Origin of the sequence: Sphingomonas panacisoli (assembly GCF_007859635.1) — a bacterium.
In the GTDB taxonomy this organism is placed as follows: Bacteria; Pseudomonadota; Alphaproteobacteria; order Sphingomonadales; family Sphingomonadaceae; genus Sphingomonas; species Sphingomonas panacisoli.
The window spans coordinates 526,392-545,750 of sequence record NZ_CP042306.1 but is presented as its reverse complement, the minus strand read 5'-3'; the positions used below and the strand labels follow the sequence as shown (position 1 = coordinate 545,750).

Annotated in this window: 21 protein-coding genes and 2 riboswitches; of the genes, 11 read left to right on the top strand and 10 right to left on the bottom strand. The window is 66.1% G+C overall.

All coding sequences use genetic code 11. The features are described from left to right. Positions 1 to 73 precede the first annotated feature (73 nt). The 3 genes from gcvH to FPZ24_RS02720 all read right to left on the bottom strand — a co-directional run bounded on the left by gcvH (position 74) and on the right by FPZ24_RS02720 (position 2,578). Complete coding sequence (gene gcvH, locus FPZ24_RS02730; RefSeq protein WP_146569604.1) at positions 74 to 442, bottom strand: glycine cleavage system protein GcvH; 369 nt, start codon at positions 440 to 442, stop codon at positions 74 to 76. Between the two features lies 1 nt (position 443). Next, a complete protein-coding gene (gene gcvT / locus FPZ24_RS02725) occupies positions 444 to 1,583 on the bottom strand; it encodes a glycine cleavage system aminomethyltransferase GcvT (RefSeq protein ID WP_146569603.1) in 1,140 nt (379 codons plus the stop codon). 56 nt (positions 1,584 to 1,639) lie between these two features. Next, positions 1,640 to 1,746: riboswitch (glycine riboswitch) on the bottom strand. 1 nt (position 1,747) lies between these two features. Then, positions 1,748 to 1,836, bottom strand: a riboswitch (glycine riboswitch). Positions 1,837 to 1,882: 46 nt separating this feature from the next. After that, a complete protein-coding gene (locus tag FPZ24_RS02720) occupies positions 1,883 to 2,578 on the bottom strand; it encodes a hypothetical protein (RefSeq protein WP_240047582.1) in 696 nt (231 codons plus the stop codon). 46 nt (positions 2,579 to 2,624) lie between these two features. Here FPZ24_RS02720 and ispH point away from each other — a divergent pair, with 46 nt between their 5' ends. Genes ispH through rnhA form a run of 3 tightly spaced genes read left to right on the top strand, consistent with a single transcriptional unit; the run spans position 2,625 to position 5,002 of the window. Next, complete coding sequence (gene ispH, locus FPZ24_RS02715) at positions 2,625 to 3,581, top strand: 4-hydroxy-3-methylbut-2-enyl diphosphate reductase (RefSeq protein WP_146569602.1); 957 nt, start codon at positions 2,625 to 2,627, stop codon at positions 3,579 to 3,581. Further along, positions 3,582 to 4,556, top strand: coding sequence for a homoserine kinase (gene thrB, locus FPZ24_RS02710; RefSeq protein WP_146569601.1), 975 nt, complete (start codon positions 3,582 to 3,584; stop codon positions 4,554 to 4,556). Next, on the top strand, positions 4,553 to 5,002 hold the full coding sequence (gene rnhA / locus FPZ24_RS02705) for a ribonuclease HI (RefSeq protein ID WP_146569600.1): 450 nt from the start codon (positions 4,553 to 4,555) through the stop codon (positions 5,000 to 5,002). The genes thrB and rnhA overlap by 4 nt, the downstream gene beginning before the upstream one ends. Before the next feature lie 4 nt (positions 5,003 to 5,006). Here rnhA and FPZ24_RS02700 read toward each other — a convergent pair whose 3' ends face one another. From FPZ24_RS02700 to FPZ24_RS02690, 3 genes are read right to left on the bottom strand one after another with little or no spacing between them, the layout of a single operon-like run. Further along, the gene (locus FPZ24_RS02700) at positions 5,007 to 5,177 is read right to left on the bottom strand and encodes a YegP family protein (protein WP_146569599.1); all 171 of its coding nucleotides are present in this window, start codon (positions 5,175 to 5,177) and stop codon (positions 5,007 to 5,009) included. Between the two features lie 54 nt (positions 5,178 to 5,231). Beyond that, entirely contained in the window at positions 5,232 to 6,314 is a 1,083-nt protein-coding gene (locus FPZ24_RS02695; RefSeq protein ID WP_146569598.1) for an NAD(P)/FAD-dependent oxidoreductase, read from the bottom strand. Further along, positions 6,311 to 7,252, bottom strand: a complete 942-nt coding sequence (locus FPZ24_RS02690; protein WP_146569597.1) for an alpha/beta fold hydrolase — start codon at positions 7,250 to 7,252, stop codon at positions 6,311 to 6,313. The genes FPZ24_RS02695 and FPZ24_RS02690 overlap by 4 nt, the downstream gene beginning before the upstream one ends. Positions 7,253 to 7,301: 49 nt before the next feature. Here FPZ24_RS02690 and FPZ24_RS02685 point away from each other — a divergent pair, with 49 nt between their 5' ends. The 8 genes from FPZ24_RS02685 (at position 7,302) to FPZ24_RS02650 (ending at position 14,713) form a co-directional block, all read left to right on the top strand. Then, positions 7,302 to 7,772 carry an A24 family peptidase gene (locus FPZ24_RS02685; protein WP_186728999.1) on the top strand — a complete coding sequence of 157 codons (471 nt, stop codon included), beginning with the start codon at positions 7,302 to 7,304 and terminating at the stop codon, positions 7,770 to 7,772. Positions 7,773 to 7,821: 49 nt separating this feature from the next. Then, complete coding sequence (gene cpaB, locus FPZ24_RS02680; RefSeq protein ID WP_146569596.1) at positions 7,822 to 8,832, top strand: Flp pilus assembly protein CpaB; 1,011 nt, start codon at positions 7,822 to 7,824, stop codon at positions 8,830 to 8,832. Next, a complete protein-coding gene (locus FPZ24_RS02675) occupies positions 8,832 to 10,400 on the top strand; it encodes a type II and III secretion system protein family protein (protein ID WP_146569595.1) in 1,569 nt (522 codons plus the stop codon). The genes cpaB and FPZ24_RS02675 overlap by 1 nt, the downstream gene beginning before the upstream one ends. Before the next feature lie 26 nt (positions 10,401 to 10,426). Then, positions 10,427 to 11,065, top strand: coding sequence for a CpaD family pilus assembly protein (locus FPZ24_RS02670; protein ID WP_146569594.1), 639 nt, complete (start codon positions 10,427 to 10,429; stop codon positions 11,063 to 11,065). A gap of 1 nt (position 11,066) precedes the next feature. Beyond that, positions 11,067 to 12,359, top strand: a complete 1,293-nt coding sequence (locus FPZ24_RS02665) for a CpaE/TadZ family protein (protein WP_146569593.1) — start codon at positions 11,067 to 11,069, stop codon at positions 12,357 to 12,359. Positions 12,360 to 12,409: 50 nt separating this feature from the next. Continuing rightward, the gene (locus FPZ24_RS02660) at positions 12,410 to 13,387 is read left to right on the top strand and encodes a type II secretion system F family protein (RefSeq protein ID WP_146569592.1); all 978 of its coding nucleotides are present in this window, start codon (positions 12,410 to 12,412) and stop codon (positions 13,385 to 13,387) included. A 2-nt stretch (positions 13,388 to 13,389) separates the two neighbouring features. After that, positions 13,390 to 14,385, top strand: coding sequence for a type II secretion system F family protein (locus tag FPZ24_RS02655; protein ID WP_146574108.1), 996 nt, complete (start codon positions 13,390 to 13,392; stop codon positions 14,383 to 14,385). Between the two features lie 70 nt (positions 14,386 to 14,455). Further along, entirely contained in the window at positions 14,456 to 14,713 is a 258-nt protein-coding gene (locus tag FPZ24_RS02650) for a hypothetical protein (protein WP_146569591.1), read from the top strand. Here the strand turns inward: FPZ24_RS02650 and FPZ24_RS02645 are convergent. The 4 genes from FPZ24_RS02645 to ppdK are packed head-to-tail and all read right to left on the bottom strand — an operon-like array spanning position 14,706 to position 19,299. Next, the gene (locus tag FPZ24_RS02645; protein WP_186728997.1) at positions 14,706 to 15,227 is read right to left on the bottom strand and encodes a DUF1254 domain-containing protein; all 522 of its coding nucleotides are present in this window, start codon (positions 15,225 to 15,227) and stop codon (positions 14,706 to 14,708) included. The two genes, FPZ24_RS02650 and FPZ24_RS02645, sit on opposite strands and share 8 nt — an antisense overlap. Beyond that, positions 15,227 to 15,793, bottom strand: a complete 567-nt coding sequence (locus FPZ24_RS02640; RefSeq protein WP_146569589.1) for a DUF1214 domain-containing protein — start codon at positions 15,791 to 15,793, stop codon at positions 15,227 to 15,229. Before FPZ24_RS02640 ends, FPZ24_RS02645 begins: the two co-directional genes overlap by 1 nt. A 10-nt stretch (positions 15,794 to 15,803) precedes the next feature. Beyond that, the gene (locus FPZ24_RS17010; RefSeq protein ID WP_186728996.1) at positions 15,804 to 16,616 is read right to left on the bottom strand and encodes a hypothetical protein; all 813 of its coding nucleotides are present in this window, start codon (positions 16,614 to 16,616) and stop codon (positions 15,804 to 15,806) included. A gap of 31 nt (positions 16,617 to 16,647) precedes the next feature. After that, a complete protein-coding gene (gene ppdK / locus FPZ24_RS02630; RefSeq protein WP_146569588.1) occupies positions 16,648 to 19,299 on the bottom strand; it encodes a pyruvate, phosphate dikinase in 2,652 nt (883 codons plus the stop codon). Positions 19,300 to 19,359: the final 60 nt, after the last annotated feature.

The following is a 19,359-nucleotide window of genomic DNA, read 5'->3' as shown; positions in this document are numbered from 1 at the left end:
CCGGGGCCGCTAGATGGCTGGGCGATGCTCCCTCACGAAGCGGCCCCGGCCTCCGCCGGGGCGACGCCCGAAATCACAACTTCGCGACGAACGCCTCGTATTTGGCTTCGTCCATCAAGTCGCTCAGCTCGTCGGGGTCGCTCAAGGTCAGCTTGAAGAACCAGCCTTCGCCGTCGGCGTCCTCGTTCACCAGGCCCGGATTGTCGGCGAGGTCGGCATTGCCCTCGATCACCGTGCCGCTGACCGGCGAATACACATCCGACGCCGCCTTGACCGACTCGACCACCGCGGCCTCGTCGCCCTTGGACACTTCCTTGCCCTCTTCGGGCACGTCGACGAACACGATGTCGCCGAGTTGGCCCTGCGCGTAGTCGGTGATGCCGACCGTGCCGACATCGCCGTCGACATCGACCCATTCGTGATCTTCGGTGAAATAGCGCATCTTACTTCGCTCCTCTGACATAGCGGTGGGGGACGAACGGCATCGCGGCGACGGTCGCTTCGTGGACCTTGCCGCGCTGGGTGATCTGGATCCTGGTGCCGACCTCGGCCATCGCGGCGGGGACGTAGGCCATCGCGATCGGCGCGCCGAGCGTGGGGGCGAAACCGCCCGAGGTGACCTTGCCGACCTCGGTGCCTTCGACATCGAGCACTGCGGCGCCTTCGCGGACCGGCTGGCGGCCCTCGACCAGCAGGCCGACGCGCTTCGACACGGCGCCTTGCTCGCGCTCCATCAGGATGCGGGTCGCGCCGGGGAAATTGGCTTCCTCGCGGCGGCGCTTGCTGGCGACGGCGAAGTTGAGCGCCGCCATGATCGGCGTGATCTCGGGATCGAGATCGTGGCCGTAGAGCGGCAAATCGGCCTCCAGCCGCAGCGAATCGCGCGCGCCCAGACCGATCGGCTTCACTTCGGGCTCGACACACAGGGCATCGGCCAGCGCCTCCGCCTTGTCGCCCGGCACCGAAATCTCGAACCCATCCTCGCCGGTATAGCCCGAGCGGCTGATCCACAGCTTCGTGCCGTTCCACTCGAAATGGCCGCCGGTCATGAACACCAAAGCTTCGACGCCGGGCACGATCCGGCTCAGCGCGTCGACCGCCTTGGGTCCTTGCAGCGCCAACAACGCCTGCTCGTCCATGTGGTTGAGCGTGATCGCGTCGGGCAATTCGTCGCGCATATGCCCGATATCGTCATACTTCACCGCGCCGTTGACGACCATGTACAGGCCGTCGTCCCAGCGCGTGAACATCAGATCGTCGAGGATGCCGCCATTATCGGCGAGCAGCAGCGAATATTTCTGGCCGTTGAGCTTCACACCCTTCACGTCCGCCGGGATCAGCTGTTCGAGCGCCTCGTCGAGTCCTTCGCCGCTCAGATGCACCTGTCCCATGTGGCTGACGTCGAACAAGCCCGCCGATTCGCGCACCCACAGATGCTCGGCCATGATGCCTTCGTACTGGACCGGCATGTGATAGCCCGCGAACGGCACCATGCGGCCGCCGCGCGCGCGGTGCCACGCGTCGAGCGGCAGGTGCTCGAGCTCAACTTCGACGTAATCGTTGGCAAGGTCGATGTCGCTCACAAACAGTCTCCACAACAGATGACGGCGCGACAACGGCCCGGATGGACCGAATATCCGCCGCCCCCTCTGTCACGGAACCTGAGAGCTTTCACCGGTCGCGCGAAGCTACCGGCTTACCCCTTCGGCGGCCCGGGCGAACCGGGCTCTTTCCAGAGCGTCGCTATCGACGAAAGGCGGTCCTTTTGCCTGAGAGTTTCCGGGGCGGTTGCTCCTTCGGCGACGGGTGAAACCCGCTCTCTCCCGCTTCGTCAGCGACTGGTCTGCGCTGTGGCGTGCGCCCGAAGAGGAGTCAACGCGGCTTAGCGCGTCGCGTTGTATTTCAGCTGGTCGTCGGTGAGCTGGAACCCGACCAAAGCCTCGAACGTCGCGCGCAGTACCGCGGCGCGGACGTCGGGTGCAGATAGCGGATCGACCGCGGCGGCCTCGCTGCCACTCTTGCGCTTCTGCGTGATGCGACGCTTGACGTCGTCGGACAGGGTCGCGGCGGCGCGGACGACGCTGGCGCGGGCCGATCCGTTGACGCTGGCACGCGTCTGGCCGGCGTCGAAATGGACCACGACACGGCCGATCCGTTTGGCGACGACGGCGCTGCCGCCTTGCACCACGGTGATGAAATAGGGCAAAGTCACGTCCCGCGGCCCGTCGGCGCGGGCGCGGCGCGCGAGCACCTGGAACGTCACGTCGGTCACGACATTGTCGCCCGAATCGCCGCACGTCGATCGCACGTCGGTCATCACCGCGACGACGTCGATCGCGGTCGCATCGCGGCTGGTCGCCGGATCGAACACGGTGACATCGCCGGTCCCCGCCGGCACGCCGACGGTCGGGCAGGTGGTGCGTACCGCGGTGACGCCCGCGCCCGCTTCCGAAAGATCAAGGTCGCCCTTGCTGGCGCAACCGCCCAGGACCAGCGCGAGAGCGATCGGGGCGGCAAGAATGCGGGATGACACGGGCGAGAGAACCTTTTCGATACGCTGACGAGCGGCGCCATCCATAGGAACCGTCTTTGCCTCACGCAAGCAATCGCGTAGAGGCGCGGGCATGGCTTGTGCCCCCAAACCCGCCCTCGAATTGCTGATCGCCGCGCCGCGCGGCTTCTGCGCCGGCGTCGATCGCGCGATCCGCATCGTCGAACTCGCGATCGAGAAATACGGCGCGCCGGTCTATGTCCGGCACGAAATCGTCCACAACAAGTTCGTCGTCGATACGTTGAAGGCCCAGGGGGCAATCTTCGTCGAAGATCTCGACCAGGTTCCCGACGGCGTGCCGGTGGTGTTCAGCGCGCACGGCGTGCCCAAGGCGGTGCCGGCCAAGGCGGCCGAGCGCGGCCTGTCCTATCTCGACGCGACGTGTCCGCTGGTCAGCAAGGTCCATCGCCAGGCCGAACGGCTGGTCGCGGCGGGCAAGCATATCGTGTTCATCGGCCATGCCGGACATCCCGAGGTGATCGGCACGTTTGGGCAGGTACCCGAGGGGTCGATGACGCTGATCGAGACCGTCGCCGACGTCGGCACGTTTGCGCCGGCCGATCCGAACAATCTTTCCTTCCTGACGCAGACCACGCTGTCGGTGGACGACACGGCGGAAGTCGTCGCTGCGCTGCATGCCAAGTTCCCCGCGATCCAGGCGCCGCGCGGCGAGGATATCTGCTACGCCACCTCGAACCGCCAGGCCGCCGTCAAGGCGATCGCGGCGTCGTGCGACGCGGTGCTGGTGATCGGCGCGCCCAATTCGTCCAACTCGGTGCGGCTGGTCGAAGTCGCCGAGCGGCAAGGCATTCCGGCCATGCTGATCCAGCGCGCGGCCGATCTCGATTGGGCATTCCTCGACGGCGTCGGCACGCTCGGCATCACCGCCGGAGCATCGGCACCGGAGATGCTGGTGCGCGAACTGGTCGATCGCCTGTCCGAACGCTTCGACGTGACCGAGCGTGAGGAAGAAACGACTCGCGAAAGCATCGCGTTCAAGCTTCCGCGGGGACTGGAAGAGGCGGCCTGATTGGCCGTCTACACGCACGTTTCGGCCGAGGCGCTGGGGGAATTCCTGACGCGCTACGACGTCGGCGACCTGGTGTCCGCCAAGGGCATCGCCGAGGGCGTCGAGAATTCGAACTATATGGTCGATACGACCAAGGGTCGTTATTTCCTGACACTCTACGAGAAGCGCGTGGAGGCGGACGACCTCCCCTATTTCATGGCGCTGCTCGACCATCTGGCCGCCAAGGGCCTGCCCGTGCCACCGGCGATCAAGGACCGCAACGGCGTCGAAATCCAGGAACTGGAAGAACGACCTGCCTGCCTGATCGCGTTCCTGCCGGGCGTTTCGTTGTCGCATCCGACCGTCGCGCAAGCACGTGCCGCAGGCGAGGCGCTGGGCCGTCTGCACGTTGCGGCAGCGGACTTCCCGCTGCATCGCGAAAATTCGATGGGGTTCGATAGCTGGCGGCCGTTGCTCGACCGATGCGGCAACGACTTGAACGACATCGCGCCCGGTCTCTACGACGACATGCGCTTCGTGCTGCACGATATCGGGGCGACTTGGCCTACCGACATCGATCGATGTGCGATCCACGCCGACCTGTTTCCCGACAATTTGTTGATGCTCGGGGATCGTGTCACCGGGCTGATCGACTTCTACTTCGCCTGCACGGACTTCCGGCTGTATGACCTTGCCGTCACGCACGCGGCCTGGAGTTTCGACATCACCGGGGCGCAGCACTTCATCGAAATCGGCGACGCCTTGCTGGACGGCTATCGGCAGCATTTCGACCTCGACGCCGAACCCTATCACTTCAATTATCATTTCAGCGACCTCGCCGTCGGTGCTTGCGTACGCTTCACCTTGTCTAGGGCATGGGACTGGCTCAACACGCCGGCCGATGCCCTTGTCACGCGCAAGGACCCGCTCGCCTTCTGGCGCCGACTAAAGGCATACGACCCCAACCTCGCCGGCCAGCTCAAGACTTTCGCATGACCGAACTCAGTCACGTCGAAATCGCCACGGACGGCGCGTGCAAGGGCAATCCCGGGCCGGGCGGCTGGGGCGTGCTGATCCGGATGGGCACGCGCGAGAAGGAATTGTCGGGCGGCGAGAAGCTGACGACCAACAATCGCATGGAGTTGCAGGCCGCGATCGAGGGGCTGAACGCGCTCAAGCGGCCGTGCCGCGTGACGCTATCGACCGACAGCCGCTACGTGATGGATGGCCTGACCAAGTGGATCCACGGCTGGCGCAAGAATGGCTGGCGCACGTCCGACAAGAAGCCGGTCAAGAATGCCGAACTGTGGCAGGCGCTGATCGACGCCGCCGCGCCGCATCGCGTCGAATGGGTATGGGTGAAGGGCCATGCCGGCCACCCCGACAACGAGCGGGCGGACCGGCTGGCGAGCGACGCGGCGGACGCCGCGCGCCGGGGCTAAGAGCTCAGCCCTCCTGCGGCGCGCCGGGACCGTTCTTCAGAATCGAATCGATCGCGTTCTGCGCCGACGCCTTGGACTTGTACCCTTCGGTCCACCACACGAGCTCGCTGTTGTACTTGAACTTGGCGACATACTCACCGGCCTTGTTCTGCTCGATCACGAACTTGTGCGCCATGGGACCTCTCCGGGTTGGTGACTGATCCAGATTAGCGTCGCGCCGGTCGGTACGCTAGCGGAACCTTGCCGGCGAATAGCGGTCACGGTCGATATCGGCGACCAGCGGATCGGGCGCGGTGCCGAGCAGCAGCGACGCCGCCACCAGCGACGCCGCCGGCGCAGTCTGGATGCCGAACCCGCCCTGTCCCGCGCACCAGAAGAAGGCCGGGACGCCGTTGTCGAAGCCGTAGACCGGCAACCGATCGGGCGCGAAGCTGCGCAGACCGGCCCAGCTGCGTTCGACGCGCTCGATCCGCCAATCGACCGCATGTTCGAGCCGGTCGATCGCTATCGCGATGTCGAGCTCCTCGGGCTGGACGTCGCCGGGGGCGCTCGGGATTTCGTCGTGCGGGCTGAGCCACAGCCGACCGCCCGACTCGGGCTTGAAGTAGAATTCGCCGCCGATATGCGCGACGTGCGGCGCGTCGTCGGGAACCGGCGGATCGACGCGCAGCTGGACGAGCGTGCGGCGGAACGGGCTGATCCCGATCGGCGCGACCCCGGCCATGCGGGCGACCTCATCGACCCACGCGCCGGCCGCATTGACCAATACCTTCGCCTCGTACGACCCCGCCTTCGTCTCGAGCCGCCACACGCCGTCGGCCCGAGCCGCGGCCGTCAGCCCCGCGTCGAGCACCAATTCCGCGCCCGCCTTCTTCGCGCGCGACAAAGCGGCTGCGTGCAGTCCGGCGACATCGATATACGCGCAGCTCGGCTCCCACACCGCCAGGTTCCACTCCGGCCGCAGCCCTGCGATGCGCTCGCGCGGGTCGACCAGCGAGAGATCGACGCCGGTACCCGCAAACTGCGCGAGCATCCCCTCGATCTTGCCGCGCTCTTCCTCGCGCCCGATGTGCAGCGAACCCAGCGGCTGCAGGAACCCGCCGGCATCGAACAAGTCGCGCGATGCAGCCGTCAGCGGCTGGACGCCGGGGCCGCCATAGGTCTCTTCCCAGAATGCCGCCGAGCGCCCTGTCGCGTGATAGCCCGCGACGTCCTCCGCCTCGAGAATCAGCACGCTGGCATGCGGCGCGACCTCCGCAGCGAGTGCAGCGCCGGCGATCCCGGCGCCGATGATGGCGATATCGAAACTCATTGTGCGGCTCGTTCTGACAGGAAGGTGTCGATCTCGCTTAGCGCGCGATCGCGGACCGCGTCGACCTCGCGCAGGATTTCGTGCGCCGACTCCGACCCGAAACGGACGACGCGGCAGTCGGGCAGGCTCGCGGCCACCGCCAGCGCATCTTTCGCCCGGACCAATTTGTCGGCATCGGCGACCAGCATCAGCACGGGGACCTTCATCGCCTGCAGCCGCGGGCTGTCGCGCAACGTCCGAGTCGATTCGAACGCGCGCACTACCCAGCGCCAGCTCGGCGGACCGAGGCGGAGACCTGGGTCCTTGTCCCACCAGGCCGGCTCATCGGCATAGCGATCGTCGTCATGGGTCAGCAGCGACTGGCGGCTGCCCATCGTCGCCGGCCGCTCATTACCCTTCCACGCGCGGCGTTGCGGGTTGCCGAGCTTCATCATGAAGTTGGCGAGCCATTCGCCGAATCCGGCGCTGATTGGCGCGTGGACGCCCATCATCGGCGCGACCAGCACCGCTGCCATGGGATCGGCCAGTCCCTGATCGAGCGCGCGGCCGATCAGGTGCCCGCCCATCGAATGCGCGATCAGCACACGCGGACCCGGCGCGGTCGGCGCCCAATCCTGCCAGAACGCCGCGAAATCGGTGAGATAGGTATCGAAACTGTCGATGTCGCCGACGTGCGGATCGTGGGACAGGCGCCCCGATTTGCCCTGCCCCCGCCAGTCGAACGACGTGATCGACCAGCCCTGGGCGTGCCAGTGGTGGAACGTCTCGAGATATTTCTCGAACAGGTCGCCGCGCCCCGCCTGGAACAGGATCGACCCGCGCGGCGTGTCCGCCGCCGGCCAGTCGAACCGGCGCAGCTGCCAGCCGTCGGGGGCGGTCCAGGTGCCGATCTCGCTCCTTGGCGGATAGGCCCGCCGCTGATTTTCTGAAGCAATCATGCCCGCTGGTTACTTTTTGGAAAGCCATGCCGTCTAGGTCTGTGGTCCAATGGGCTGGGGATTTCTGTCTTACGCGCTGGTCGCAGCGCTCGTTCTGATCCTGCTGTCGGCGGGAATCGAGGACGCGCGCCGTCGCGAGATCGCGAATTGGAAGAACACCGCGATCGCGGTGATGGCCCCCGCCTGGTGGTATTTGCAGGGCTATGGCCTGGCCGATGCCGGCATCCAGCTCGGCATCGCGCTGGTCGTATTCGCGCTGTTCGTCGGCGCGTTCCATTTCGGCTGGATGGGCGGCGGCGACGTCAAGATGATCGGGGCGCTCGCGCTCTGGCTGCCGATGCAGGCGCTGTTCTTCATGCTGATGGTCATGTCGGTCATCGGCGGCGTGCTCACGCTGATCATGATGCTCGACCACTGGCGTCGCAAGGTGCCGGGCGCGGTGGAGACGCCGTACGGCGTCGCGATCGCGATGGCGGCGATGGTCGCCCTGAGTGAACCGATATTTAACCAGTTTGCGTAATTAGTGGTGGGTCAACCGGTCAATCGACCGGCAACGGGGCTAGAACGACATGGATAGTCGGAAGATCATTTTGCTGGTTGGGGCGCTCGTCGTCGCCGCCATTACCGCGTTCATGGCGCGCAGCCTGATCTCAGGATCGAGCGCACCGCAAGCGCAGGCGCAGATGGCGCCGCCCATCGTCGGCACCGAAGTGCTGGTCGCGACCAAGACGCTGCCGGTCGGCACGATCCTGGACGCCACGAGCTTCAAATATCAGCCCTGGCCGAACGAAATGGTCGGCGGCGCGTACTTCGTGAAGAAGGACGGGTTCGACATCAAGTCGCTGCAGGGCACGGTCGTGCGCACGGTGATCACCGCCGGCCAGCCGCTGACCCAGGGTGCGCTGGTCAAGCCGGGTGATCGTGGCTTCCTCGCCGCGGCCCTAACGCCGGGCATGCGCGCCGTGACCTTCCCGGTCGAAAACAAGAATTCAGTCGCGGGCTTCGTGTTCCCGGGCGACCATATCGACCTGATGCTGACGCAGAAGGTCGCAGGCGGCGGCGATGGCCCGGCCCTGAACGTCGCCGAGACGATCATGAAGAACCTGCGCGTGCTGGCGACCGACCAGCGCACCACCACCGATGTCGACGACCAGGGCAAGACCGTGGTCAAGAACATCTCGATGGTGACGATCGAGGCGACGCCGTCGATCGCGGAGAAGATTTCGGTGGCGCGTGCGCTGGGCGACCTGTCGATCGTGCTGCGTCCGCTGGCCGACAGCGCGAGCGAGCTCGACGCGGCAATTGCCGACGGCAGCGTGAAGGTGCCCGACGGCAAGGATCCGAAGGCCGAAAAGGCCATACTGGATGCCGCTGCGAACCAGCCGAGCGCCGGCAAGACCACCTTTGCCACCGGTGCCGACGTGTCGCGTTTCCAGCGCCGCACGGTGCCCGGCAAGGCCGAGAGCCCGTACGGCCGCTCCGGCGGTAACGGCGGCTATCCAGGTACGACTACGGGACCCACGGTGCGCATCGCCCGCGGGAACAATGTGACCGAGATTCCGGTCGGGGGGAAGAAGTGATGCTGAACCGTCTCAACCGCGCGGGCTGGCCGATGGCCGCCGCGCTGGCGATTGCCGCCACCGGCGCTGCGACGCCGGCCGCCGCACCCGCCCAATCGGCTGCCAGCCGTGTCGTCGAAGTCGATACCAACCAGGGTCGACTGGTGACGCTGGCGCGCCCGATCAGCGATGTGTTCGTCGCCAACGACTCGATCGCCGACATTCAGGTGCGGTCGCCGACCCAGATCTACGTGTTCGGCAAGGCGCCGGGCGAGACCACGGTGTCCGCCACGACCAAGACCGGCCAGGTGGTATTCTCGGCGACGGTGCGCGTCGGCAACAACTTCGGCTCGATCAATCAGATGCTGAAGCTGGCGATGCCGGAAGCGCAGCTGCAGAGTTACACCATGAACGGCGTCGTGCTGCTTACCGGTACCGTGCTCAGTCCGCAGGACGCGCAGGAAGCCGAAAGCATGGTGCAGGCGTTCGTCGGCGATAAGGTCAAGGTGATCAGCCGCTTGAAGACCGCGACGCCGTTGCAGGTCAACCTGCAGGTCCGGATCGCCGAAGTGACGAAGACGTTTGCGAAGAATATCGGCGCGAACATCAAGACGTTCGACGGCACCGGCGGCTTCAAGTTCGGTATCAGCCAGGGCCGCGACAATTTGACGCCCGGGTTCCTCCCGGGTGCCGGACTAGGCGTCGGCTTCACCAACGGTAACGGCGTCACTGCTATGACGCAGGTAGCCAACGGTTCGACACTTGGCGCGACCGGCAAACTGTTCGGCCTCGACATCCTGTCGGCGCTCGATCTGGGCGAAACCAACAACCAGGTCGTCACGTTGGCGCAGCCGAACCTGTCGGCGCTGTCGGGTGAGACCGCATCGTTCCTGGCGGGCGGTGAGATTCCGATTCCGCTCAGTACCGGTCTGGGTGCAGTGTCGGTCGAGTTCAAGCAATACGGCGTCAGCCTTGCTTACACGCCGACAGTCTTGTCGGACGGTCGCATCAGCCTGCGCGTTCGGCCGGAAGTATCGGAAATCACGGCGGCCGGATCGGTCACCTTTGGTGGTACGATAATTCCGGGCCTCAGCACGCGGCGCGCGGAAACGACCGTGGAACTCGGCTCCGGCCAGTCCATGGTGATCGGCGGTCTGATTTCGAATTCGACCAACAATCAAATCGACAAGACGCCGGGCCTCGGCAACGTGCCCATCCTCGGCGCGTTGTTCCGCTCGACCGGTTGGAAGCGCAACGAAACCGAACTGATCATCGTCGTCACGCCGTATCTGGTGAAACCGGTCAACGCGAACGAGATCGTCCTGCCGACCGACGGCTATCAGGCGCCGACCGATCTGGGTCGCGTGTTCATGGGCAAGCTCGGCGGCGGCATGACCGGCGGCGATCGCGCCAAGCCGACGATGGCGACGCCGACCACCGGTCCGGCGGTCGGCGCCAACGCACCGCTGCCGGTCTCGCCGAACGCACCGATGCCGAGCCCCGACGCCAAGCGCGACGAAGGTAAGGCCGTGCTGCCCAAGAAACCGAAGAAGGACGACGGTTCGCCGGCGCCCGGATTTAGCCAGTAACCGACGCCAGCGAGGGATAAATTACCATGCGCACGATCCTGTTCGCCGCTCTGTCTGCCCCCGCGCTGATGCTCGGTGGCTGCGGCACGCTCAATCGCGGCGTCGACACCGTCTATCAGCCGGTCGTCAGCCGCACCGACTATGTCTTCGACGTCCAGGCGACCCCGTCCGGCCTCGGCCCCGGCGAAGCCGATCGCGTCGCCGGCTGGCTGTCGTCGATGCGATTGCGCTACGGCGACCATGTCGCGGTCGACGACCCCAATCGTTCCAGCTCGGCCGCATCCGGTCAGGTTGCGGCGCTCGCATCGCGCTACGGTATCCTGATGGACAACCGCGCGCCGATCACCAGCGCGCCGCTCGCAGCCGGCATGGTCCGTGTCGTCGTGAGCCGCACGGCGGCCCGCGTCCCGGGTTGCCCGGATTTCACGCGGACCGGTACCGACGAGTTCGAAGGTAGCGCGACGTCCAACTACGGTTGCGCCAACCAGGCGAACCTGGCGGCGATGGTTGCCGACCCGCTCGATCTGGTCCGTGGCCAGCCGGGCACCGAAACGTTCGACACGAAGACATCGGGTCGCGCGATCGACACCTATCGCAAGGCCACGCCGACCGGCTCGGGCGGCACAGTGATCAAGACCGAATCGACGGGCGGAGGATCCAAGTAACATGAACGCTCCATGGAAACCCGCCGGCGTCGCGCATCGCGAACCGTTCGTCGCCTATGTCTGCGATGAAACGACCGCCGAAGCGCTGCGTCCGATCGCCAGCGAAATGGGCTGGTCGGCCGAAAAGGTGAACAAGGGCGGATTGCGCAACGCGGTCCAGTCCTTGTCCGTCTCGGCAAGTCCGCAGGTGCTGTTCGTCGATCTGTCCGAGAGCGGCGATCCGCTCAACGACATCAACGCGCTGGCCGAAGTCTGCGAGCCCGGCACCGTCGTGATCGCGGCGGGCCAGGTCAACGACGTTCGCCTGTATCGTGACCTGACCGCGAGCGGCATCCAGGATTACCTGCTGAAGCCGCTGACCCCGGACATGCTGCGCGAAGCGTTCGGCAGTGCGCAGGCGATCCTCAACGCGCCGAAGCTGGCCGATGCCAGCGTCGATCGCCCGCATTGCGCGACGGCGATCATCGGCACGCGTGGCGGCGCCGGCGCCTCCACGATCGCGACCTCGGTGTCGTGGCTGATGAGCGAGAAGGGCCAGCGCACCACCGCGTTGCTCGATCTCGACGTGCATTTCGGCACCGGCGCGCTGGCGCTCGACCTCGAGCCGGGCCGCGGCCTGACCGATGCGATCGAGAACCCGAGCCGCATCGACGGACTGTTCATCGAACGCGCGATGGTGAAGGCCAGCGAGCGTCTCGCGGTGCTGTCCGCCGAAGCGCCGATCAACTCGCCGATGTTGACCGATGGCTCTGCCTTCTATCAGCTGCAGGAAGAGATGCGGGCGGCGTTCGAATGCACCGTCGTCGATCTGCCGCGCGCGATGCTGGTCCAGCATCCGCACCTGATCACCGACATCCAGACCGCGGTCGTCGTCACCGAGCTGACCCTGGCGGCGGCACGCGACACGATCCGCATCCTGTCGTGGCTCAAGTCGAACGCGCCGCAGACGCAAGTCGTGGTGGTCGCCAACCGCGTGCCGCAGGGAACGCTGGAAATCGCCCGCAAGGACTTCGAAGGCTCGATCGAACGCAAGATCGATTTCCTGGTGCCTTACGACCAGAAGCTGGCGGCGCAGGCGGCCAAGCTGGGTAAGCCGATGGCCGAAGCCGGCAAGGGGTCGAAAACCATCGCACCGCTGGGCGATCTCGCCACGCGCCTGATGGCGATCGGCGACAACACCGAAGCGCCGACCAAGGCGACGGGCAAAAAAGACGGCGGCAAGACGTCGATCATGGGCAAGTTTGCGGATCTCAAGTCGCTGATGCCCAGCAAGAAGGCGGCGAAGGCCGATTGATCGTAGCCGTTCGCGTTGTGAGCGGCGTCGAATTTGTGGAGCGCTGAGCGATGCCGTTGGTGCCGCTGATTTCAGTCGTATTAGGGGCAGGCTTCATGCTGCTCCTGGTGTTCTTCGCCTTCGCGGGTCCCAACGCGGAGAAGGCGCAGTCGCGCCGGCTGACCTCGCTGAAGGAACGCCATAGCGGCGCCGCCAGCGAGGCCGCGATGGCCGCGCAGATGCGCCGCATCACCGGCAAGCGCGACAGCAACATGGACTCGGCGATGATGCGGCTGCTGCCGCGTCCCGCTCTGCTCAAGAAGCGCCTGGCGATGACCGGCAAGAGCTGGACGGTCGGCCAATACGGCATGGTGACCGTCGGGGCGATGGCCCTAGTCGGCGGTTTGCTAGCATTGCGCGGCGCGCCCATCCTGGTGTCGCTGCTGATCTCCGTCGTGATCGGTGCGGGCTTGCCGCATTTCTGGGTCGGCCGGACCATCAAGAAGCGCATCGCCAAGTTCAACGCGAAGTTCCCGGACGCGATCGAATTGCTCGTCCGCGGCCTGCGCTCGGGTCTGCCGATCTCCGAAACCATGGCGGTCGTCGGCGCGGAAGTGCCCGGCCCCGTCGGCGAGGAATTCCGCGCGGTCAGCGACAAGATGAAGATCGGCCGCACGATGGACGCCGCGTTGCAGGATACGGCAGACCGGCTCGGCACGCCCGAATTCCAGTTCTTCGTGATCTCGATCGCGATCCAGCGCGAGACCGGCGGTAACCTGGCGGAAACGCTGGCGAACCTGGCGACCGTGCTTCGCGGGCGCAGCCAGATGAAGCTGAAGATCAAGGCGATGGCGTCGGAATCGAAGGCGTCGGCCTACATCGTCGGCTCGCTACCCTTCATCGTGTTCGGCCTGATCATGTGGATCAGCCCAGGGTACATGGGCAACTTCTTCGTCGATCAGCGGCTGATCGTCGCCGGCGCCGGCGGCATGATCTGGATGGGGCTTGGCGCCTTCATCATGGCCAAGATGATCAATTTCGAGATTTGATGATGGAACCGCACAACCCCACGCTGCTCGGCGTCGACGTCATCTGGGTCGGCACCATGCTGGCCGCGGTAGCCGCCTTCGCGGTGCTGCTCGCGATCTATGCGGTGACGACCTCGCGCGATCCGATGGCGAAACGCCTGAAGGCGCTCAACGACCGTCGCGAACAGCTGAAGGCCGGCATCACCGCGTCGACCAGCAAGCGCCGCGCGAAGCTCGTTCGCCAGAACGACACGACCGACCGCATCCGCTCGTTCCTGTCGAGCCTCAAGGTGCTGCAGGACAGCCAGCTCAAGGTCGCGCAGACCAAGCTGCTCCAGGCCGGTATCCGCAAGAAGGAATATGCCGTCGCGGTCATCTTCGGCCGCCTCGTCCTGCCGATCGTGCTGGGCGGGCCGATGCTGTACCTCGTCTACGGCACCGACATGTTTTCCGACTGGTCGCCGATCAAGGCGTACGGCCTGGTCGCGGGTACGTTCATCCTGGCCTATAAGGGTCCGGACATCTACCTGAAGAACAAGATCACCAAGCGCAGCCACGCGATCCGCAAGGGTCTGCCCGACGCGCTCGACCTGCTCGTGATCTGCGCCGAAGCCGGCTTGACCGTCGACGTCGCGTTTCACCGCGTGTCGAAGGAACTGGGCAAGGCGTATCCGGAACTCGGCGACGAATTCGCGCTGACCGCGATCGAACTCGGCTTCTTGTCGGACCGTCGCCAGGCGTTCGAGAACCTCGCGACCCGCGTCGATCTCGAAGCAGTGAAGGGCGTCGTCACGACGATGATCCAGACCGAGAAATATGGTACGCCGCTCGCCTCGGCGCTCCGCGTGCTGTCGGCCGAATTCCGCAACGAGCGCATGATGCGCGCCGAGGAAAAGGCCGCGCGTCTGCCCGCGATCATGACCATTCCGCTGATTCTGTTCATCCTGCCGACCCTGTTCATCGTCATCCTGGGTCCGGCATCGTGCAGCATCTCCGACGCCTTCAAGGGCGGGATCTAGCCTACTCACGGAACGCAAGCGAAGGGCGCGTCGTTTCTCCGGCATAACGAACCGGAGGAAGGCGCGCCCGATGCTGTTCACGAACGTCACCCAATATGCCGTGCTCGGCCTGGTCCTGATCGTCGGGCTGGTGCTCGGGCTGCTGATGGCGCCGAAGGGCACCAAATGGCGCCGCCTCTACGAGCAGGAGCGCGACAGCCACGCGACCTACCGCACCGAGACCGACACCAAATGGCGCGAGCGCGAGGCTCTGACCACGAACCGCGACGCCTATGTTCGGGATCTAGAGAATGAGAATGCGCGGCTGAAGGCCGAGCGACCTAACTAAGCGGCTTGCAGCTCGATTTCTTGCGCGCAGCGTCGATCGCGGGGAATTGCGTGCGGTCCTGGACCAGGATGCGAATCAACGCGATACCGCTGGCGTCCTTGACGCGCACCGCCTGCATGCCGTCGGGTACCGGTTGCCCCTCCAGCGCGATCGCGATGCGGATCGGCTGGCCCTCCGCCTCGATATTGTTGCGCACGAACGCGACGTCCGTGCGCGCGTCGAATACCGACAGCGACCAATAGGGTGCCGGCACCGGCTCAACATCGACCAGCACGGGGCCGTTCGACACATCGAATGGACACGATGAATAGGCGAGATCGGGGCTCGGCCGCACGATCGCGCGGGCCTTGTCGGTCGCGAGCGGTGCTGCGTACATCGTGTTGTATCCGCCGGCCTTGCTGATCCGCTTGGTCGCGAAGCCCATCAACACGCGGGGAAACTCGACCATCATGACGGTATAGCCGACGACCGCGAGGACCAGCCCGAGCACCAGCGGCAGCGCCCAGCGACGCATCAGCAGCCTTCCTTGACGATCGAGGGCAGTTGGTCGCGCGTCAGGTTCCCGACCCCGCCATCGTCTGGGAGATAGGTCCGCAGCGTCAGTTCGAACCGATCGATCCGCCCGGTGGGCAGCCATAGTCCGGCCTGCTCCGCGGGGGCGACGACGACCGACCAGTTCGCCTGATCGGGAACGCGCGCGCTCGCGACCGAGAAGACGTTGGCCTGGTTGGTGACGAGATAGCCGGGGTGATCGTAGAGCGTCAGGCTCCACCATTTGGTCGGCATCGCCTTGCCCGACACGCGGTAGCGGCATTTGCCGTCGAGCGGCTGGCCGGCGCTGTCGACGGCCGCATTGTAATAACGCGCCTCATGCGCAGGGAGCGCGAGGATACCGCGCAAAGAGACGACCGCGCGGGTGAACGCACTCGCGCCGGCGGTCCCGAAATCCTTGCCGGTCGTCCACGGCCCGATCGCGGTGCTCGCGCCGAGCGCGCCGGTCCGTACGCGCTGCACCGCCGCCCCTGCGCCGAGCGCCAGCCCGGCCACCGCGCAGATCAGATATCGGACCGAGGGTTTCATGGCGTCCCCCTCAGTTCGGGCAGCGATGGTAGCGCTTGCCCTCCATCGTCATCGCGTCGTCGCCGGTGCGTTCGACCGACAGGCTTTGTTCGAACGGCTTGTCGGTGTCCGAATAGGTGCCGTTCACGGTCACGGTCTTGCCCTTCAGGCTCCAGGTGCCGATGCCGCGCTTGCCGTAGAAGCCGCCGCCCTCGCCGAACTTGACCGCTCGGCGCGCGGTGCAATCGCCGTCCGCACCGCCCCAGCGGCCGCTCAGCCAGGTGCGGTTGACGCCGCCGGGGGTCGGCTTGGGCGTGGGTTTCGGAGTCGGGCTGGCCGTCGGTTTTGGTGTCGGCGTGGCGGTTGGTTTCGGCGTCGGCGTCGCGCTCGGTTTGGGAGTCGGCGTTGCGCTGGGCGTCGGCGACGGCTTGGGACTCGGCGTCGGTGAAGGCGCCGGCGCGATGGTGTTGGTGTCGGTGCCGCCGAGATCGGTCACCACCGCGCCATTGCTGGGCACCGGTTCGGGCGGCGGCATCGAGCCGCGGCCGGGATCCTCGACATCGCCCATGAACATCCAGCTGCCGCTGACCTGGACGAACCGGCCGGTGCGCTGCTGCGACTTGTCGCACTTCTTCGTGAAGGCGCTGCAGACCGTCGTCTTGAAGTCGCAGATATAGCCGGGCAGCGACGGCGCCGCCTTGCACGCGATCCGCTCGGTCGACTGGACCTTCTCGCCGCGACGGGCGAGCGCGTCGGACATCTCCTCCTGCGACGGTCCATCCGAGCCCAACCCGCTGCACGCGCCGAGCGACAGGATAGCGACGAGGGCGAGGAAGCGCTTCATGACGAAGGAGTGTCGCGAGCGCGTGACTCCGTCAAGCCTTTGCCAGCGCAGCTTGGGCAGCCGCGAGCCGCGCGATCGGCACGCGGTAGGGCGAGGCCGAGACGTAATCGAGCCCGACTTTCTCGCAGAACGCGATCGACGCCGGGTCGCCGCCATGCTCGCCGCAAATGCCGAGCTTGATGTCGGGGCGCGTCTTGCGCCCACGCTCGGCGGCGATCTCGATCAGTTCGCCGACGCCCTCGACGTCGAGGCTGACGAACGGGTCCTTCGCGTAGATGCCCTGTTCGACATAAGTCTGCAGGAACCGCGCGGCGTCGTCGCGGCTCACCCCGAGCGCGGTCTGCGTCAGATCGTTGGTGCCGAACGAGAAGAACTCGCCGACCTCGGCGATCTCGCCGGCGCGCAACGCGGCGCGGGGCAGTTCGATCATCGTACCGACGAGGTAGTCGACGCGCTTGCCCGTCTCCGCGAACACCGCCTCGGCCGCCTTGTCCACGACCGCCTTCATCAAGTCGAGTTCCCGCTTGGTCGCGACGAGCGGGATCATCACCTCGGGGATCGGCGCGTCGGCGAGGCTGACCGCCGCCTCGAAGATCGCGCGCGCCTGCATCTCGTAGATCTCGGGATAGGTCACGCCGAGCCGGCATCCGCGATGGCCGAGCATCGGGTTGAATTCGTGCAGTTCGGCGGCGCGGCGCTTGAGGTAATCGACCTCGACCCCGGCGGCAGCCGCAACCTCGGCGAACTCGGCCTCTTCGTGCGGCAGGAACTCATGGAGCGGCGGGTCGAGCAGGCGGATCGTCACCGGCAGCCCCGCCATTACCTCGAAAATCTCGACGAAGTCGCTGCGCTGTTCGGGCAGCAATTTGTCGAGCGCCGCGCGGCGGCCCTTCTCGTCCTCGGCCAGGATCATCTGGCGCACCGCGGTGATCCGCGCGGCGTCGAAGAACATGTGCTCGGTCCGGCACAGTCCGATGCCTTCCGCGCCGAATTCGCGCGCTGTCTTGGCGTCGAGCGGCGTCTCGGCATTGGCGCGCACCTTCAACCGGCGGACGCCGTCGGCCCATTCCATCAGCGTACCGAAATCGCCGGCCAGTTCGGGCTGCACGGTCGGCACTTCGCCGATCATCACTTCGCCCGACGCGCCGTCGATCGTGATGACGTCGCCCTCGTTCACCTCGCGGCCCGCACAGCGCATCACCTTCGCCTTGGCGTCGATCGACAGCGATCCCGCGCCCGACACGCAGGGACGGCCCATGCCGCGCGCCACCACCGCGGCGTGGCTGGTCATCCCGCCGCGCGCGGTCAGGATGCCGCGCGCCGCGTGCATCCCGTGAATGTCCTCCGGCGAAGTCTCGGTCCGGACCAGGATCACCGCATCGCCGGCCGCCGCGCGCTTTTCGGCGGTGTCGGCATCGAACACGACCTTGCCGCTCGCGGCACCTGGGCTGGCGGGCAGCCCGCGCGTCAGCACGTCGCGCGCCGCCTTGGGATCGAGCGTCGGGTGGAGCAATTGGTCGAGCGCCTGCGGTTCGACCCGCGCGATCGCTTCCTCGCGGGTGATCAGACCCTCTTCCGCCATATCGACCGCGATCTTCAGCGCGGCCTTCGCCGTCCGCTTGCCCGACCGCGTCTGCAGCATCCACAATTTGCCGCGTTCGACGGTGAACTCGATGTCCTGCATGTCGCGATAATGCTTCTCCAGCGTGTCGAACACGCCGGCCAGCTCGCGATAAACCTCCGGCAAAGCCTCTTCCATCGACAGCGGCTTGGCGTTCGCCGCCTCGCGCGCGGCCAGTGTCAGATATTGCGGGGTGCGGATGCCTGCGACGACGTCTTCACCCTGCGCGTTGATCAGGAACTCGCCATAATAGGCATTGTCGCCCTTCGATGGGTCGCGCGTGAACGCCACGCCGGTCGCGGACGTGTCGCCCATGTTGCCGAACACCATCGCCTGGACGTTGACCGCCGTGCCCCATTCGCTGGGGATGTCGTTGAGGCGGCGATAAACCTTCGCGCGTTCCGACTGCCACGACCCGAACACCGCGCCGACCGCGCCCCATAGTTGGTCGTGGACGTCCTGGGGGAAGGGCTTGTCCCACTGTTCGACGACCAGCGCCTTGTACTTCTCGACCAAAGCCTTCCAGTCGGTGGCGGTCATATCGGTGTCGAGGAAATAGCCCTTGTCTTCCTTGGCGATTTCCAGCGCTTCCTCGAACGCGCCGTGATCGAGTTCGAGCACGACGTCCGAATACATCTGGATGAAGCGGCGATAGCTGTCCCAGGCGAAGCGCTCATCGCCGCTGGTCGTGGCGAGGCCGACCACCGTCTGATCGTTGAGACCCAGGTTGAGGACGGTGTCCATCATCCCCGGCATCGACGCCCGCGCGCCCGAACGGACCGACACGAGCAGCGGATCGGCGGCATCGCCGAAGCGTTTCCCCGTCACCGCCTCGATATGCGCGATGCCGTTCGCGACCTCGGCCTTCAGGCTGTCGGGGAACGCGCCGCCTTCGTCATAATAGACGGCGCACATCGGCGTGCCGATCGTGAAGCCCGGCGGCACCGGCAGGCCGATCGAGGCCATCTCAGCCAGGTTCGCGCCCTTGCCGCCGAGAAGGTTCTTGTCCCCCTTCCCCCCATCCGAAACCCCGCCGCCGAAGCGATACACGTACTGAGTCATGTCGGTCCTCTAAGTATCTGATTTCGCTGGGGAGGCGATGCTAAGGTGACACCAAGTTTA

Coding starts and splice junctions, on each gene's coding strand:
- FPZ24_RS02695 (WP_146569598.1), bottom strand. CDS start 6,314: ATGAGTTTCGATATCGCCATCATCGGCGCCGGGATCGCCGGCGCTGCA.
- FPZ24_RS02645 (WP_186728997.1), bottom strand. CDS start 15,227: ATGCGTCGCTGGGCGCTGCCGCTGGTGCTCGGGCTGGTCCTCGCGGTC.
- FPZ24_RS02650 (WP_146569591.1), top strand. CDS start 14,456: ATGCTGTTCACGAACGTCACCCAATATGCCGTGCTCGGCCTGGTCCTG.
- FPZ24_RS02685 (WP_186728999.1), top strand. CDS start 7,302: ATGGGCTGGGGATTTCTGTCTTACGCGCTGGTCGCAGCGCTCGTTCTG.
- FPZ24_RS02660 (WP_146569592.1), top strand. CDS start 12,410: ATGCCGTTGGTGCCGCTGATTTCAGTCGTATTAGGGGCAGGCTTCATG.
- ispH (WP_146569602.1), top strand. CDS start 2,625: ATGGCTTGTGCCCCCAAACCCGCCCTCGAATTGCTGATCGCCGCGCCG.
- FPZ24_RS02720 (WP_240047582.1), bottom strand. CDS start 2,578: ATGGATGGCGCCGCTCGTCAGCGTATCGAAAAGGTTCTCTCGCCCGTG.
- gcvH (WP_146569604.1), bottom strand. CDS start 442: ATGCGCTATTTCACCGAAGATCACGAATGGGTCGATGTCGACGGCGAT.
- ppdK (WP_146569588.1), bottom strand. CDS start 19,299: ATGACTCAGTACGTGTATCGCTTCGGCGGCGGGGTTTCGGATGGGGGG.
- FPZ24_RS02655 (WP_146574108.1), top strand. CDS start 13,390: ATGGAACCGCACAACCCCACGCTGCTCGGCGTCGACGTCATCTGGGTC.
- FPZ24_RS17010 (WP_186728996.1), bottom strand. CDS start 16,616: ATGAAGCGCTTCCTCGCCCTCGTCGCTATCCTGTCGCTCGGCGCGTGC.
- rnhA (WP_146569600.1), top strand. CDS start 4,553: ATGACCGAACTCAGTCACGTCGAAATCGCCACGGACGGCGCGTGCAAG.
- FPZ24_RS02700 (WP_146569599.1), bottom strand. CDS start 5,177: ATGGCGCACAAGTTCGTGATCGAGCAGAACAAGGCCGGTGAGTATGTC.
- FPZ24_RS02690 (WP_146569597.1), bottom strand. CDS start 7,252: ATGATTGCTTCAGAAAATCAGCGGCGGGCCTATCCGCCAAGGAGCGAG.
- FPZ24_RS02670 (WP_146569594.1), top strand. CDS start 10,427: ATGCGCACGATCCTGTTCGCCGCTCTGTCTGCCCCCGCGCTGATGCTC.
- FPZ24_RS02665 (WP_146569593.1), top strand. CDS start 11,067: ATGAACGCTCCATGGAAACCCGCCGGCGTCGCGCATCGCGAACCGTTC.
- FPZ24_RS02675 (WP_146569595.1), top strand. CDS start 8,832: ATGCTGAACCGTCTCAACCGCGCGGGCTGGCCGATGGCCGCCGCGCTG.
- cpaB (WP_146569596.1), top strand. CDS start 7,822: ATGGATAGTCGGAAGATCATTTTGCTGGTTGGGGCGCTCGTCGTCGCC.
- FPZ24_RS02640 (WP_146569589.1), bottom strand. CDS start 15,793: ATGAAACCCTCGGTCCGATATCTGATCTGCGCGGTGGCCGGGCTGGCG.